This is a genomic window from Comamonas halotolerans, from assembly GCF_030162935.1.
In the GTDB taxonomy this organism is placed as follows: Bacteria; Pseudomonadota; Gammaproteobacteria; order Burkholderiales; family Burkholderiaceae_C; genus Comamonas; species Comamonas halotolerans.
Genome location: NZ_JASAUZ010000023.1, coordinates 175,327 through 191,432, shown reverse-complemented (window position 1 = coordinate 191,432; position 16,106 = coordinate 175,327). Strand labels below are relative to the sequence as shown.

Here is a 16,106-nt window from a genome sequence, read left to right as displayed (position 1 = left end):
GTGAGCAACCCATTGAGGGCTGCCTGGTCACGATGAGCCACTTATGTTGGTGAACAGAGTTGCAGTTTTCACGGCTTGTAACGGCCGGGCCGTGGCATCATTCAGGGGCCAGGAAATGGTGAGGATGTAGAAAAGGATCCTTGCCCCTGGCTCGAATTCCCAGGCCCCGAATGCATGTGCATTCGGGGCTTTTTATTTGGGTTTGAGGCTTGCCTGTGCACAGTGTGCAGCACGAGCCGAAGTGATCGCTTGATGTGATGTGGCTCAGTAGTATTCCTGCTCAGCGTACTTCGGACAGGGCAACGAAAAAAGCCCATTGCAATCAGGCAATGGGCTTTTCGATGATGTGGCGGAGGCTGTGAGATTCGAACTCACGGAAGGATCACTCCTTCGGCAGTTTTCAAGACTGCTGGTTTAAACCACTCACCCAAACCTCCGGAAGCTGCATATTCTACACATGGATTGGATGTCTTTTTGCACTTTGTGGTTGAGCGCTGCGTTATGTTTGGATAGTGCTTGACGTAGCCGCGTTTGATAGATTTATTTAAATTTGTCTATCGAAATTTAAAACTCATAGCTTTGTTTTTGGTGGATACACTTCCCTTTCAGAAATATGCTTACTTGCGCAAGCAAGTGCCTCCAACAGGACTTCTTCAATGAGCAACACAACCCCATCTCTGGACGATGCAACCCTTGAATTTGCGGAGCGCGTGTTTGACGCAGCCCGCCAAGGCAATGCGACACAGTTGGCGCTGTGGTTGCAGAATGGGCTGCCTGCCACTTTGCGCAATGCCAAAGGAGATAGCCTGTTGATGCTGGCCAGCTACTATGGTCATGGCGAAGCAGCCAAGGTTCTGCTGCAGCACGGGGCAGATGCGCAGACACCAAATGGCCGGGGTCAAACACCGTTGGCTGGAGCTGCTTTCAAGGGCGACTTGGAGATGACCCGTTTGCTGCTGGACAACGGCGCAGAGGTGGATGGCCCTTCGCCTGATGGCCGCACACCGCTGATGTTTGCAGCGATGTTCAATCGTGTTGATATCGTGGAGTTGCTGCTGGAGCGTGGAGCACAGATTGACAGAGCAGACCATCAGGGCACAACGGCTTTGGCCTGTGCAATGGCAATGAACGCGAATGATGCAGTGGCATTGCTGCAGAAAAGGTTGCAGGCCTAAGTACCCATTCATTTAAGTTGCTGCGGTAGCAGCGGCATTTTTGCCGGAGCTGGGGCGCAGGCAACTGTAAGAAATCTCAAATAAAAAAGAGCAGCACACGCTGCTCTTTTTTATGCTGCTCCGACACGGACGGAGCAGCTTTTGAAAAACAGCCTTGATGAAAAAGGCTGTGCATACAATGCTTTCGTTGCGCCGAAAGCAGCCCGCTTAGTCAGCAGTTGCGCCGGAAACCTTGACCGCCTCGCCCCACTTCTTGATGTCTGCATCAATCAGGGATGTGAACTCGGCGGTGCTCAGGCCATAGGCTTCAGCACCGAGGTCAGAAATCTTCTTCTTGACGTTGTCTTGTGCCAGGATGTCCCGCACGTATTGGTTCATGCGCTCAGCCAGTTCTTTGGGCAGCCCCTTGGAGCCAATCATGCCGTACCATGGTTCCACCTCAAAGTCGGTGTAGCCCAGTTCGTGCAAGCTCTTGACGCCAGGAAACTTGGGGGATGCATGCTTGCTGGTGATAGCCAGTGCCTTGAGCTTGCCGCCATCAATCTGGGGCTTCAACGGCACCGGGTTGTCGATCCCGTATTGCACTTCGTTGGCCATCAGCGCAATGATCAGGGGGGCAGAGCCCTTGTAGGGGATGTGGGGCGACTTGGCCTTGACCTGCATGTGGAACATCTCGGCGATCATGTGCTGGGGGGATCCAGCACCGGCAGAGCCGAAGTTCAGCTTGTCAGCCTTGATTTGCTTGACCAGTTCATCCACGCTGTTGATGCCTGAGGTGGCACCTGTCACCAGCAGGAATGGAGCCTTGGCGATGGTGGTGATGGGGGTCAGGTCGGTCTTGGGGTTGTAAGGCACGCTCTTGTACAGCGAGGGCGAGATCACCACAGGGCTGCTCGAACCAACCAGGAAGGTGCCGCCATCGGGTTTGGCGCGGCTAACAAAAGCGGTGGCAATATTGCCGTTGGCACCCGGCTTGCTTTCCACGATCACGGACGCATCGATGCGTTTTTCCAACTCCAGCGCCACAATACGCGCCAGCATGTCGCTGGTGCCACCGGGTGCGTAGGGCTGCACCAAAGTGATCGTCTTGGTGGGCCAAGCATCTTTGGCTTGAGCCAACCCGGGCAAGCCTGCAGTGACAGCCAGTGTGGCTGTTGCAGCCAGTACAGTTCTACGTAACATGTCTACTCCTGGGAATCTGCACTGCTTCATGGGCTGTGCAATGTGATTGCAGTGAATGACCCAAAACAGTGCATTCGACTGCTTGTGAATCGGTTTGAACCCTTAAATACTAACCCCCGGTGTTTTGCAAAACAGAAGAAAAATTGGCGTCTAATCACAATTGGTAATGTGGATACTACGTACAAATCCTTGTTTTTTTCAGACCACGATTTTTTGTTTTGTAATGTGAAAAATGCTGCATTGCAACATGTTTAAAAAGACTTTTTAGGCATTCAAATTGAGCATGCTTGATGGGGGTTAAAGCATTAAGCAGAGGTGCGCGTGATGAAAAAGACCTTTTTCACGCATTCATCCACTTCCCAGTGTCCGGCGAAACCTTCGGGAAGCACAAAGCTATCCCCTTTATTGAAACTGTGGACGGTGCCGTCCGGGTCAACCACGCGGCAGCTGCCTTCAAGGATGTGGCAGAACTCCACATAGCCCATGCAATTGGAGCGGAAAGCACCAGCCGTAGCCTCCCAAACTCCGCTGGTGAGCGTGCCGTCAAAATTGCTGAAGCTTTCCAGCGTTTTGTAGGTCGTGTTGCCATGAATGGGGCGGCTGGGCTTTCCAGCTTGGGCTTTGCTCAGGTCTTGAGTTTCAATACGAACCAGATTGGGGAGTGCAGTCATGGAATGTGAAAAAGAGAGTGGCTCAACGATGGTTGTGCTTGGAGAGAGCTGCCACTCGACATGTGAATGAGATTGCACATGCGACTGCAGCACCAAGACCCGCTAACACAACCATTGATACGTCGTTGCTTCGCCTTGTCGTACGCCAGTACTGCCTGCGGCTTCGCGCCTCGTCTCAATCGCAAACCTTCGGTTTGCTGGGTAGTGTTAGCGGTTCTAAGCAGAGCACGTTTATATCGTGCATGAAAAAGGCCTGAGTTGCAGGCCTTGGAGCATGTCATCGTATGCCTCACTGCTTGGGCAGAACATCCAATTGAGCCTTGCTGGGCAAGAAGCTGCCATTCCATACTGCTGCGACAGGAATGGGGTTCTTGGTTTCGTAGGCTTTGGCGACTTGGACAGCCATCAATTGCAAGCGCTCAGGGTTGATTTGACCAAAGCCCTCTTTGCGCGCACCAACGCTGTCGACGGCGGTCTCCAGTGTCAGCTTGAGGCGCTTAACTTCCAGTGGCTCATTCACCAGACCATCTTTGGCTTTGAGTGAGGCCACAGCTGCTTCAGGCTGGCTGATGACTTCTTTGGCCCCTTTGGCAAAGGCCTTGAGGAAGGCCTTGACGACCTCCGGTTTTTCCGCAATCAGCTTGGGGCTGGCAATGATGACGTTGCCATACAGTTGCACGCCATGGGTTGCGTAAGGCAGCACCACAATGTCTTCACGCTTGATGCCGCGGGCTTCCAAGTTGAGCAAGCTGGTAAAGGTATAGCCAGTGACTGCATCCAGGTCACCGCGTGCCAGCATTGTTTCGCGCAGCGGCGGATCCATGGTGGTCCACTGCACATCCGTTACGCCGTTGGCTTGCGCAAAGATGGGGAATGTGCGCCGGCCAGCATCAAAAATGGGTGCGCCAAGCTTTTTTCCACTCAGATCGGCCGCTTGGGTGATGCCTGATTTCTTGAGCGCCATCACCGAGGCAGGTGTGGTGTTGTAGATCATCATGATGGCCACAGGCTTGATGGGCGCTTCAGGATTGTTGGCATGAAATTCCATCAGCGCAGCCATATCGGCAAAACCCAGGTCGTGCGTGCCTGATGCCACACGCTGGATGGCGCCCGCGCCGCTGGCCGCTTCGACGCGTACGTCCAGACCCAGCTCCTTGAAATAGCCTTTTTGTTCAGGATGTACAAAAAACGCTGCAGGGCCCTCAAAGCGCCAGTCAAGTTGAAACTTCAACGGTGTGGCCTGGGCGTGGGCGGCAGTCCAGGCGTTGAAAGCAAGCAAAGTGGCAGCAGCAGTCGGGAGAAATTGGCGTTTGAGCATAGTGGGAATGCCATCAAGGATTGAAGATACAAGGCTTGAGCAAGAACAATGCCCAGACTGCATACACACTTGGCATACAAGTTGCGGAACCGGCAGCATTCAAAAAATGACGGAACCTTTGAAATGACAGAAATCGATTTCTCCACCCTCGGTGCCTATGAGCGTTACAAGCTCATGGCCAGCCTGATTGTTCCCAGGCCGATCGCTCTGGTCACCACGCTGGGTGAGGACGGTACAGTCAATGCAGCCCCTTTCAGCATGTTCAACATGGTCGGCGAAGATCCGCCGGTGGTGATGCTGAGCGTGAATAAGCAGCAGGATGGTCAGCTCAAAGACACTGCGGCCCATATCTTGCGTACCAGGGAGTTCGTAGTGCATCTGGCGGATGAGCCTATTGCTGCAGCCATGCACCGTTGTGGTGACAAACTGCCGGTTACTGAAAGCGAGTTGCTCTATACCGGCCTGAGCACCGTGGATTCCCAAACATTGCAAGTGCCGCGCATAGCCGAAGCCCCTGTGGCCTTTGAATGCGTGTTGCATGAGCTGATGGAAACCGATAGCCGCTATGTCTTTATCGGGCGCGTGCAATGGTTGGCTGTACGGGATGGGCTGGTGGACACCGAGAAGTGGCGCGTCAAGCTGCAAGATTACTTTCCAGTAGGGAGGTTTGGGGCAAGCTTTTATGTCACCTGCAGGGAGCGCTTTGCCATAGAAGCGCACGAAGGCAAAGCCGCGTGGCAGGGCAGCAGTGTCAGCACCGCCATCGATGAAATTTGAGCGGCTGGCACTGGCTGCGCGCAGCTTGCATGTGATTTTTCTTGGAAATCGTAGCCGGCCAGAGCGAGCAGCTAGCTACGCACACTGAAGCAGCGATGCAAAAAGCCCTGGGCCGTGCGGCCAGTGGCTTTTTGAATTGGTAAGTGATGTCGGTGGTGATGAGGCATCCCCGCATGCAGCGTAGGCGGGGAGCAACCTACCACGGGCGGTGGCAGGCGCTGTACCAGCCTGGCGTGGGAGGACAGCCGAGTCCCGGCCTGGAGCGCCTTAGCCTTAGGCTAGCCAGGGCTGCAGCCAACCCAGTCCATCGCGGGTGGCGTGTGGTGCCGCGCCCAGGGCGGGCTTGTATTCGCAGCCTATCCATCCGTCATAGCCCAGTGTGTCCAGAAGCTGGAACAGGTAGGGGTAATTGATCTCGCCCACATCGGGTTCGTGGCGCTCGGGCACACCGGCGATCTGGAAGTGGCCGACATTGCCTGTGGGCAGATACTGGCGGATCTTCATGGCCAGGTCGCCTTCGACGATCTGGCAGTGGTACAGGTCCATCTGCACCTTGACGTTGGTGGCACCGATCTCGGCCACCAGTGCGTGGGCCTGGTCCTGTCGGCTGAGGAAGAAGCCCGGCATGTCGCGGCCATTGATGGGCTCCAGCAGGATCTGGATGCCATGGGCGGCGGCCTGCTCTGCGGCGTAGCGCACATTGGTCACATAGGTCGCGCGCACGGTGGCGGGATCGACATCCTGCGGCACCAGACCCGCCATCACGTGGATGCGGGGGCACTGCAGGGCCTGGGCGTAGGTGATGGCGCGGGCAATGCCTTCGCGGAACTCGGTCTGGCGGCCGGGCAGGCAGGCGATGCCGCGCTCGCCCGCGTCCCAGTCACCGGGCGGGGCGTTGAACAGCACCTGCTGCAGGCCGTGCTGGCGCAGCTGGGCGGCCAGTTGCTCGGGCATGTAGGCGTAGGGGAAGAGGTATTCCACGGCCTTGAAACCATCGCGGGAAGCAGCGGCAAAGCGCTCGAGGAAATCCACGTCGTTGTAGAGCATGGACAGGTTGGCAGCAAAACGGGGCATGGTTGCTCTCTTTGTTCGGCCTGCGGGCGCCAGGGCCTGCACGCCAGGGATGGATGGGGGTTACCACGACGCGCCAAAAGTCTGGCGCAGTTCGTTGATCTGCGCCTCGCTCAGGGGCGTGGCGGGCTGGTGGCGGCACAGCTGCCACAGCTGGGCGGTTTCCTCCAGCTCTTCCAGCGTGGCCATGGCGGTGGCCGGACTGTCGTGCCAGACATTGGGGCCCAGGCGCTCCAGCATCACTGCGCGGATGGGGCGTCCTGCGGCAGCATAGCGCGCAATCGCCTCGACCACGGCTTGGGCCGCCTCGGGGGCCCCGGGGCGGTGGTAGGGAATGTGCGGCACTCGCCCGACCTTCATTACGAAGTAGGGGGTGAGAGCGGGTAGCAGTTCATCCTGCGGTGTGGCGGTACCGGCCTGCAGCGAGCAGGCTACCAGTTGCGTGCTGTGCGTGTGGATCACACAGCCAGCGGGAGCGGCCGTGGTGGCGCTGGCCTCATAGATGCGGCGGTGCAGCACGATGGTCTTGCTGGCCCGGTCGCCGCTGAGCTGTTGGCCCTGCAGGTCCAGCTTGGCCAGCCGCTCAGGCTGCAGCGTGCCCAGGCAGGCATCGGTGGGCGTGATCAGGTAGCCATCTGCCAGGCGCACGCTGATGTTGCCGGCCGTGGCATGCACATAGCCACGCTCGAACAGTGAGCGCCCCACGCGGCAGATTTCCGCGCGGGCGTGGGCTTCGGTCAGAAAGTCGGTGGGCATGGGGTGCCTTCAGGGTCAGATCAGGGCCGTGAAGGCCTTGGAGAAGAAGTCCGGGGCTCCGAAGTTGCCCGACTTGAGCGTAATGTGCAAGCCCTCGGGGGCGGCGGGCGAGGCCGCGTGGCACCATGGTACGCCGGGGTCGATCTGGCCGCCGATGCGCATTTGCTCGATCTCCAGTGCCTGCACGCAGGCGCCCGAGGTCTCGCCGCCGGCCACCACCAGTTGGCGCACGCCCAGCTCCACCAGACCACGCGCGATGCCGGCAATGGTCTGCTCGACCATGGCGCCGGCCTGCTCCACGCCCAACTGGCCCTGGATGGCCTTGACGGCTGCAGGCTCGGCCGTGGAATAGATCAGCACCGGGCCGTGGGCGATCTTGTTCTGGGCCCAGGCCAGGACTTCTGTGCGCACGTCCTGGCCGGAGGCGATACGCAGCGGGTCGATGGCCAGGGCCGGGCGGCCGGACTGGATGAAGTGCAGCACCTGCTGGTTGGTGGCCACCGAGCAGCTGCCCGAGACCACTGCCTGCAGGCCGCTGGCGGCGGGCAGGGCTGCCGCCTGGCCGGTGGGCTGCAGGCCGAAATTGGCGGGCAGCGCGATCGCCACGCCCGAGCCGGCGGTGACCAGGGCCATGTCGGACAGGGCGGGCCCCATGCGCAGCAGGTCGGCGTTGGACACCGCATCCACGATGGCGATGCTCACGCCTTCGGCCTTCAGGGCCGCGATGCGGCCGCGGATGGCGGCTTCACCCTGGGCGACCACGCTGTGGTCGATCAGGCCCACCTTGCATTGGCACTGTGCCTGCAGCACGCGCATCAGGTTGGGGTCGGTCATGGGGGTCAGCGGGTGGTTTTGCATGCCGCTTTCATTGAGCAGCACATCGCCCGCGAACAGGTAGCCCTTGAACACCGTGCGCTTGTTGTCCGGGAAGGCAGGGGTGGCGATGGTGAAGTCGCAGCCCAGGGCGTCCATCAGTGCCTCGGTCACGGGGCCGATGTTGCCGGCGGGCGTGCTGTCGAAGGTCGAGCAGTACTTGAAGTAGATCTGCTGCGCACCCTGGGTCTGCAGCCAGCGCAGGGCGTCCAGCGACTGGGCGATGGCTTCATTGGCTGGGATGGTGCGCGACTTCAGGGCCACGACCACGGCGTCTGCCTCGGTGTCCAGCGGAGTCTGGGGCACGCCGATGGTCTGCACCACACGCATGCCGGAGCGCACCAGGTTGTTGGCCAGATCGGTGGCTCCGGTGAAATCGTCGGCAATGCAGCCGATCTTCAGGCGGGCGGTGCTGCTCATGGCTGGCTTTCGTCGTTGGCTGCCTTGGGCAGGGTGATGCCGGGGAAGATCTTGATCACGGCGCTGTCGTCTTCCTTGGCAAAGCCGGCGGTGGAGGCCTGCATGAACATCTGGTGCGCGGTCGCCGCCAGAGGCAGCGGGAATTTGCTGGCACGGGCCGTATCCAGCACCAGACCCAGGTCCTTGACGAAGATGTCCACGGCCGACAGGGGGGTGTAGTCACCGGCCAGCACGTGGGCCATGCGGTTTTCGAACATCCAGCTGTTGCCAGCGCTGTGGGTGATCACGTCGTAGATGGCGGCGGCGTCCACGCCTTCACGCAGGCCCAGGGCCATGGCTTCGGCGGCGGCGGCAATGTGCACACCGGCCAGCAGCTGGTTGATGATCTTGACCTTGCTGCCCGCACCGGCCTTGTCGCCCAGACGGTAGACCTTGCCGGCCATGGCTTCAAGCACGTCGCCTGCGGCCGCGTAGGCGGCGGGCGCGGCCGAGGTCATCATCGTCATCTGGCCCGAGGCGGCCTTGGCCGCGCCGCCGGAGATGGGGCCGTCCACATACAGGATGCCGCTCTGCGCCAGACGTGCTTCCAGGGCGATGGACCAGTTGGGGTCGACCGTGGAGCACATGATGAAGGTGCTGCCGGCTTGCATGGAGGCGGCAGCACCGTGTTCGCCGAACAGCACGGATTCGGTCTGGGCGGCGTTGACTACCACGGACACCACCACGTCCACCTGGGCGGCCAGCTCGGCTGGCGAGGCGCAGGCTACGCCGCCATTCTTGGCAAAGTCATCGGCTGCGCCGGGGCGTACGTCACAGACGTGCACGGTGTAGCCGTTGTTACGCAGGGTTTTGGCAATGCCCAGGCCCATGGCGCCCAGACCGATCACGCCGACTTTTTTCTGAGTCATTTGATAATTTCCAATCGAATGAGGATGTTGCAGAAGCAAACGCAAACGCCGGGCAGTCCCGGCGTGGAAGAAGACAAGGCCTGGATCAGGATGCCAGAACCCAGATCAAGCAGGTCAGCAGGAAGCCGGCAAGTCCCAGGATGGTGGTCAGCACCGTCCAGCTGCGCAGCCCGTCGGCCACGCTCAGGCCCAGGTAGCGGGTGACGATCCAGAAGCCCGAATCGTTCACGTGCGACAGGCCCAGACCGCCGAAGCCGATGGCCACGGTCAGGATGGCAACTTGCAGGGCGCTGTAGCCACCGCCGTTGATGCTCTCGGCCAGCAGGCCACAGGTAGTCAGGATGGCCACGGTGGCCGAACCCTGTGCGGCGCGCAGCGCCAGGGAGATCACAAAGCCCAGCAGGATCAGGGGCAGGCCGGTGTCGGCCAGGGTCTGGGACAGGGCGGTGCCGATGCCGCTGACGGTCAGCACCTTGGCAAACACGCCGCCTGCGCCGGTCACCAGGATCACGGTGGCGGCGGCGGGCAGGGCCGACTCCATCACCTCATTGGTGCGAGTACGGGTCCAGCCCAGGGGACGTACCAGCAAAACAAAGGCCAGACCGATAGCGACCATCAGGGCGAACACCGGAGCACCGGTGAACGACATCAGGTTGCGCAGGCTGTCGCCCTTGGGCAGGAGGGTGGCGCCGGTAGTGCCCAGCATGATCAGCGCCAGGGGGGCGAGAATCAGCGTCAACACGGCGGCCACGCTGGGCAGCTTGCTGGAGGGGGCGGGGCTTGACGCATCAGTACCGAACTTGCGGAACTGCGCTTCGGCATCGGGCTGCATTACGTAGTCGCGGCGGTTGAGCTTGCCACCCACGTACTGAGCCAGAAAGGCCAGGGGAATGCAGGTGGCCAAGCCGATCAATGTGATCCAGCCCACATCGGCCGACAGCACGGCCGCGCCGCCGACGATGCCTGGGTGCGGTGGCACCACCACGTGGGTGGCCAGCATGATGCCGGCCACCGGCAGGCCGTATTTGACAGGGTTGACGCCCGCTGCCTTGCAAAAGCCATAAATGATGGGGATCAGGATGATGAAGCCCACGTCGAAGAACACAGGGATAGAAAGTACCAGAGCTGCGGCTGTCAGGGCGGCTGGCACGCGACGTGAGCCCAGGATCTGGGTGAAGCGCTGAGCCAGGGTGTTGGCGCCGCCAGACACCTCGATCATGCGGCCCAGCATGGCGCCTAGCGCCACCAGAATGGCCACCGAGCCCAGGGTGCCGCCCATGCCAGCGATCAGGGTGGGAATGATCTCGGCCACCGGGATATTGGTGGCCAGGGCCACCAACAGGCTGACCAACATCAGTGCCACGAAGGCGTGGACTTGCAGGCGGATGATCAGGACGAGCAGCAGCGCGAGCTGCCCCCGGCAATGCTCAGGAGGGCAAGTGTGGACATGGAAATGTGTCTCGAAGTTTGTATTCAGGAAGGCGACAGCACTGCTGTTTTGCCTGCTTATATTGTCATCATACAAATTTTTCTTGCCAAGATACCCCGGGGAAACTGCGTACGCTTGAAGAACAATCGGAGGGTGTTGCGCGGGCGCGTCGTTTTACAGCGTGTCCGGCAGCAGGGCCTGGGCCAGGCGGCGGCCATCCTTTGCCCAGAAGGCAGGATCGGCCTGGCGGATGCGGACAATGGCGTTGTTCATGTGCGCGGTGGCGGCGGCGCGGGCCGCAGCGGGGTCACCGGCCTCGATGGCCTGCACGATGCCAGCATGCTCCTGCGTCACGGCGGTGGAGAAGTCGGTGCGCCGCGCTTCATTCGCCCGGGTCACGCGCGTGGCACCGGCAAGAATCTGGGACAAATAGTCCAGGGTGTTGAGCAGGAACGGGTTACGTGCGGCCTGGGCAATGGCGCGGTGGAAGGCCACGTCCTCACTCACCCCGTCGCGCCCCTGCTGCACCGCATCGGCCAGGGCCTGCACGGCCACATGGATGCGGTGGATGTCCTCGGGGGTGCGGCGCGCGGCGGCAAGCTCGGCCACCTCGGCCTCCAGTGCGCGGCGCACTTCGACGATCTGGATCACGGCCTCTTGTGAGGCGGCCTGGGTCTTGTCTAGATCCAGCGGCTCGACACGGGCCGCCTGCACATAGACGCCGCTGCCTTGCTTGGATTCCACCAGGCCGCTGGATTTCAGGCGCGAGATCGCCTCGCGCACCACGGTACGGCTGACTCCAAATTGCGTGACCATGGCCGCCTCGGTGGGCAGGCGGTCGCCAGGGCGCAACTGACCCTGGCGAATGCTGGATTCGAGGGATTGGGCCACTTGATCGGCAAGCGACGTACCAGCCTTGACGGGTTCAAAGGACACTGACATTCGGTGGGGTTTATAGCAGGATGGGCAGGGCCGCCTGCGGGCAGAAGTTGCGGTTACTTTACCCCAATGAGCGCGGGCTTTCGCAGGAGCGGTGCTGATGGCGCAGTGGCGCACTTCGGTTCAGCGCGGGCACGAAAACGTATGTACAGGAGCGGATTGGCGGCGCTGCAGTAAAAAGGGTATGTCGTGCCGAATGAAAATGGTTGGATGCTGAGGCTGCAATCAATCCATTGATGCACAAGCGTAGACTGCTTTGAAAAGTGAAGCGGCCATGAAAAAGCCCCTGGCGTAATGCCAAGGGCCTTGTGCTGAAGCGTTGAGTCGCTTAAGCCTTGCGTGTGATTGCTTGGGCAGCAGCCAGTGCTGTCATGTTCACCACGCGGCGCACGGTGGACGATGGGGTCAGCACATGTGCTGGTGCATTGGCACCCATCAGGATGGGACCGATGGTGGTGCCGTGCGAAGCTGTGGTCTTGAGCACGTTGAACAGGATGTTCGCAGCATCCAGATTGGGGCAGATCAGCACATTGGCTTCGCCTGTCAGGGTGGAGTCCAGCAGGGTGCGTTCGCGCACCTTTTCGTCCAGGGCCGCATCACCATGCATTTCTCCGTCGCATTCGATGCCAGGGTTGGCTGCGGCAAACAGGTTGCGTGCCTGGCGCATTTTCAGTGCAGACTTGTTGCTGGAGGAGCCGTAGTTGGAGTGCGACAGGAAGGCCACCTTGGGTGGCAGTCCAAAGCGAGCCACTTCGTCAGCGGCCATTTTTGCAATCTGTGCCAGCTCTTCCGCGGTGGGGTCTTCGTTGATGTAGGTATCAGCGATGAACAGAGTGCGGCCTTCCATCATCAGCGCGTTCACAGTGGCGAGACGGTCCGCCTCAGCCTTGTGACCAAATACGGTCTCGATGTGATCCAGGTGGCGGTCAAAGCGACCCACCAGGCCGGCCAGCATGGCGTCCGCATCGCCCAGCTTTACCATCAGCGCGGCGATCAAGGTGTTGGAGCGGCGCACTGCCGACTTGGCGGTCTCGGGTGTCACGCCATCGCGGCCCATCAGCTGGTGGTATGCCTCCCAGTACTGGCGGAAGCGTGGATCGTCTTCAGGGTTGCAGATCTCCACATCCACGCCCGGCTGCAGGCGAAGGCCTGCCTTGGCAATGCGTGCCTCGATGACAGCGGGGCGGCCAATCAGGATGGGCTTGGCCAAACCTTCTTCCACAGCTACCTGCACGGCGCGCAGCACACGCTCGTCTTCACCCTCGGCGTACGCAACACGTTGCAGATCTTGCTTTGCAGCGGCAAACACGGGGCGCATGAACATGCTGGTCTGGTAGACAAAACGTGTCAGGCTCTCGCGGTAGGCATCGATGTCAGCGATAGGGCGAGTCGCTACGCCGGACTCGGCAGCGGCCTTGGCCACGGCGGGAGCAATACGAAGAATCAGTCGGGTGTCGAACGGGGTGGGGATCAGATAGTCTGGGCCGAACTTCAGTTCCTTGCCTTGATAGGCTGCGGCCACCTCATCGGACACGTCCTGCTTGGCCAGTGCGGCAATTTCACGCACACAAGCGAGCTTCATGCTTTCGGTGATCTTGGTGGCGCCACAATCCAGGGCGCCACGGAAGATGTAGGGGAAGCACAGAACGTTGTTGACCTGGTTGGGGTAGTCCGAGCGGCCGGTAGCGATGATGCAGTCAGGACGTACGGCCTTGGCCAGCTCAGGGCGGATTTCAGGCTCAGGGTTAGCCAATGCCAGGATGATGGGCTGGTTGGCCATGGTCTTGACCATGTCGGCAGTCAATGTACCAGCCGCCGAGCAACCCAGGAATACGTCTGCGCCATTGACGGCATCGGCCAGCGTGCGCAGATCAGTGTCCTGGGCATATTGAGCCTTGGAGGCATCGAAACCACCGGGGCGGCCGTTGTAGATCACACCCTTGGAGTCGCACATGAAGACATTCTTGCGCTGCACGCCCAGGCCCACCATCACATTCACGCAGGCAATCGCGGCGGCGCCGGCGCCAGACACGGCAACCTTCACTTCTTCGATCTTCTTGCCCACCAGTTCCAGACCATTCAACAAGGCTGCGCTGGAAATGATGGCGGTGCCGTGTTGGTCATCATGGAAGACCGGGATGTTCATGCGCTTGGACAGCTCTTGCTCGATGTAGAAGCACTCAGGTGCCTTGATATCTTCGAGGTTGATGCCGCCCAGGGTGGGTTCGAGCGAAGCAATGATTTCGATCAGTTTGTCAGGATCACGCTCGGCCAGTTCGATGTCGAACACGTCTACGCCAGCAAACTTCTTGAACAGGCAACCTTTGCCTTCCATCACGGGCTTGGATGCCAGTGGGCCGATGTCACCCAGGCCCAGCACAGCGGTGCCATTGGTAATCACACCCACCAGATTGCCACGCGAGGTGTACTCAGCCGCCATGGCTGGGTCGGCTTCAATGTCCAGGCAGGGGTAGGCCACACCAGGCGAATAAGCCAGAGAAAGATCACGCTGGTTGGACAGCGGCTTGGTAGGGGTTACAGAAATCTTGCCCTTGTTGGGGCTGGCGTGGTATTCACGCGCTGCATCACGCAGGGCTTGTTCAGCGATCGACAGAGTCTGGGTCATACAAAAGTCTTCTAATACTGGCAAATTTTCAAGCCTGAGGCTTGTTGACCTAGAGCTTACCCTAGGTCGCGTGTTTCAAACAGATGCACAGCTTGTGCGCTGGAGTCAGTGCGTGGCCTTAAGACACAAAACCCCTGCGGATGTGGCAGGGGCCTTGGGGCGCTCACGGTAATGGGCGTCGGGCAAAGGCGGACGAGCTTAGTGAGCGTCGGCCTGGCGTGCGGCTTGAATAACAGCTTCTGTATCGCCGCGCGCGCCGTTGAAGAACACATTCAAAAGCACAGCGGCAAGCGATGCCAAGAGGATACCGGATTCAATCAGTGGATGGATAGCGTGAGGCATCCACTGGCGGAAATTTGGTGCCACCAGGGGAATCATGCCCACGCCGATGGAGACAGCCACAATCATGGCGTTGTTGCGGTTGGTTTGAAAATCCACATTGGACAGAATGCGAATGCCGGTGGCAGCCACCATGCCGAACATCACCAGTCCTGCACCTCCCAGCACGACGGTAGGCAGTGACTCAATCAGCATGGCCATTTTGGGCAGCAGACCCAGCAAGATCAGGATGCCTCCACCTGCCACGCACACCCAGCGGCTTTTGACGCCTGTAACGGCTACCAAGCCCACGTTTTGCGAGAAGCTGGTGTAGGGAAAAGTGTTGAAAATACCCCCCACCAAGGTGCCCAGGCCATCGGTGCGCAAGCCACGGGTCAAATCGTCCTGGTTGATTTTTTTGCCAGTCATGTCGGACAAGGCCAGGAACATGCCGGTGGACTCAATCATCACCACGATCATGACGAGGGTCATGGTCAAAATCAGGATGGGGTCAAAAACGGGCATGGCAATCTCGAAGGGCAGCACAAGGTTGAACCATTGCGCTTCACCGACTTTGTGAAAGTCCATCAAACCCATGGCAGCGGTAATCACGCCGCCCACCACAATGCCCAAAAGCACGGAGATATTGGCCAAGAAGCCTTTGCCAAAACGCGCGATCAGCAAGATGGTCAGCAGCACGGCAGCGGAGATGCCAACACCTGTGAGATCTGCATATTTCGGGTTGGGAATGGTTGGAACCACAGCAAACCCTTTAGGCACGGGCGGCAGGGAAGTGCCTGGAGCGCCTGCCATGGCTTGTGCCTCAGACAGCCACTTCAGGTGTTCAGGATTGGGTACGGAGGGGGCGGTGGGCCCCACGGGGTTGCCGAAGATCCAGTTGATACCCACGCGCATCAGGCTGATGCCAATCACGGTGATGATGGTGCCTGTCACGACAGGTGGGAAGAAGCGTAACAAACGGCTGACGGCAGGTGCGATCAATATGGAGATGATGCCGGCGCCAATCACAGAACCAAAAATCAACCCTGCTCCGGCATGTCCACCGGTAGATTGCGCCATGGACACCATGGGGCCGACCGCCGCAAAAGTGACTCCCATCATCACGGGTAGCTTGATGCCAAACCACTGCGTGCAGCCCATGGCTTGTACCAGGGTGATCAGTCCGCAAACAAACAAGTCGGCAGAAATCAGCATGGCGACTTGCTCAGGCGGGAGGTTCAGGGCTCGCCCCACAATCAAAGGCACAGCAACTGCGCCGGCATACATCACCAGTACGTGTTGCAGGCCGAGTGCTGTGACGCGCCCCAAAGGCAGTTTTTCATCAACGGGATGCTCGGTGGTTTGCATGGGTCTTCCTTGAATCCTTAGTTTTTTGAAGGCTTGTCATACGCTGTTTTGCGCACAACTATCCATACAAAAAGTGTATACAAAGCAGTGAAGAGAAAATTTATCCAAAACCCTCGTTTGAGCCGCATTTCACTAGGGTTTGCCCGTTGTTAGCCGCACATGAAGGGTTATCTCAGCATTACGCTTTTAAAACACAAAAAGCTTTTTTGTAATGTGAAAAGAAAGTTGCTCAGTCGCGCAATGAATGAGCAAAAAGAATGCCAGTAAGGGGCGTG

Annotated in this window: 13 protein-coding genes and 1 tRNA gene; 2 read left to right on the top strand and 12 right to left on the bottom strand. The window is 59.5% G+C overall.

The features are described 5' to 3' along the window. Window positions 1-347: 347 nt before the first annotated feature. A tRNA-Ser gene (locus QEP11_RS11455) sits at window positions 348-437 on the bottom strand. 219 nt (window positions 438-656) lie between these two features. Between QEP11_RS11455 and QEP11_RS11450 the strand changes: the two genes are divergently transcribed. Further along, the gene (locus tag QEP11_RS11450) at window positions 657-1,175 is read left to right on the top strand and encodes an ankyrin repeat domain-containing protein (protein WP_284336781.1); all 519 of its coding nucleotides are present in this window, start codon (window positions 657-659) and stop codon (window positions 1,173-1,175) included. A 207-nt stretch (window positions 1,176-1,382) separates the two neighbouring features. On the opposite strand, the gene QEP11_RS11445 is transcribed toward QEP11_RS11450, so the two are convergent. The 3 genes from QEP11_RS11445 to QEP11_RS11435 form a co-directional block, all read right to left on the bottom strand. Beyond that, window positions 1,383-2,357 carry a Bug family tripartite tricarboxylate transporter substrate binding protein gene (locus QEP11_RS11445; protein ID WP_284336780.1) on the bottom strand — a complete coding sequence of 325 codons (975 nt, stop codon included), beginning with the start codon at window positions 2,355-2,357 and terminating at the stop codon, window positions 1,383-1,385. Window positions 2,358-2,662: 305 nt separating this feature from the next. Beyond that, a complete protein-coding gene (locus QEP11_RS11440; RefSeq protein ID WP_284336779.1) occupies window positions 2,663-3,028 on the bottom strand; it encodes a cupin domain-containing protein in 366 nt (121 codons plus the stop codon). Window positions 3,029-3,317: 289 nt separating this feature from the next. After that, window positions 3,318-4,346, bottom strand: coding sequence for an ABC transporter substrate-binding protein (locus QEP11_RS11435; protein ID WP_284336778.1), 1,029 nt, complete (start codon window positions 4,344-4,346; stop codon window positions 3,318-3,320). A 123-nt stretch (window positions 4,347-4,469) separates the two neighbouring features. Between QEP11_RS11435 and QEP11_RS11430 the strand changes: the two genes are divergently transcribed. Then, window positions 4,470-5,123 carry a flavin reductase family protein gene (locus QEP11_RS11430; RefSeq protein WP_284336777.1) on the top strand — a complete coding sequence of 218 codons (654 nt, stop codon included), beginning with the start codon at window positions 4,470-4,472 and terminating at the stop codon, window positions 5,121-5,123. 273 nt (window positions 5,124-5,396) lie between these two features. On the opposite strand, the gene otnI is transcribed toward QEP11_RS11430, so the two are convergent. The 8 genes from otnI to QEP11_RS11390 form a co-directional block, all read right to left on the bottom strand. Beyond that, window positions 5,397-6,197, bottom strand: a complete 801-nt coding sequence (gene otnI / locus QEP11_RS11425) for a 2-oxo-tetronate isomerase (protein ID WP_284336776.1) — start codon at window positions 6,195-6,197, stop codon at window positions 5,397-5,399. Window positions 6,198-6,257: 60 nt separating this feature from the next. Then, complete coding sequence (locus tag QEP11_RS11420; RefSeq protein WP_284337021.1) at window positions 6,258-6,935, bottom strand: class II aldolase/adducin family protein; 678 nt, start codon at window positions 6,933-6,935, stop codon at window positions 6,258-6,260. A 30-nt stretch (window positions 6,936-6,965) separates the two neighbouring features. After that, complete coding sequence (gene otnK, locus QEP11_RS11415) at window positions 6,966-8,243, bottom strand: 3-oxo-tetronate kinase (protein ID WP_284336775.1); 1,278 nt, start codon at window positions 8,241-8,243, stop codon at window positions 6,966-6,968. Beyond that, window positions 8,240-9,166: an L-threonate dehydrogenase gene (gene ltnD / locus QEP11_RS11410; protein ID WP_284337020.1), complete on the bottom strand. Its 927-nt coding sequence runs from the start codon at window positions 9,164-9,166 to the stop codon at window positions 8,240-8,242. Before ltnD ends, otnK begins: the two co-directional genes overlap by 4 nt. Before the next feature lie 70 nt (window positions 9,167-9,236). After that, complete coding sequence (locus QEP11_RS11405) at window positions 9,237-10,676, bottom strand: GntP family transporter (RefSeq protein WP_284336774.1); 1,440 nt, start codon at window positions 10,674-10,676, stop codon at window positions 9,237-9,239. Between the two features lie 78 nt (window positions 10,677-10,754). Then, complete coding sequence (locus QEP11_RS11400; RefSeq protein ID WP_284336773.1) at window positions 10,755-11,522, bottom strand: FadR/GntR family transcriptional regulator; 768 nt, start codon at window positions 11,520-11,522, stop codon at window positions 10,755-10,757. Between the two features lie 325 nt (window positions 11,523-11,847). Then, entirely contained in the window at window positions 11,848-14,145 is a 2,298-nt protein-coding gene (locus QEP11_RS11395; RefSeq protein ID WP_284336772.1) for an NADP-dependent malic enzyme, read from the bottom strand. Window positions 14,146-14,343: 198 nt separating this feature from the next. Beyond that, window positions 14,344-15,831 carry a nucleobase:cation symporter-2 family protein gene (locus QEP11_RS11390; RefSeq protein WP_284336771.1) on the bottom strand — a complete coding sequence of 496 codons (1,488 nt, stop codon included), beginning with the start codon at window positions 15,829-15,831 and terminating at the stop codon, window positions 14,344-14,346. Window positions 15,832-16,106 lie beyond the last annotated feature (275 nt).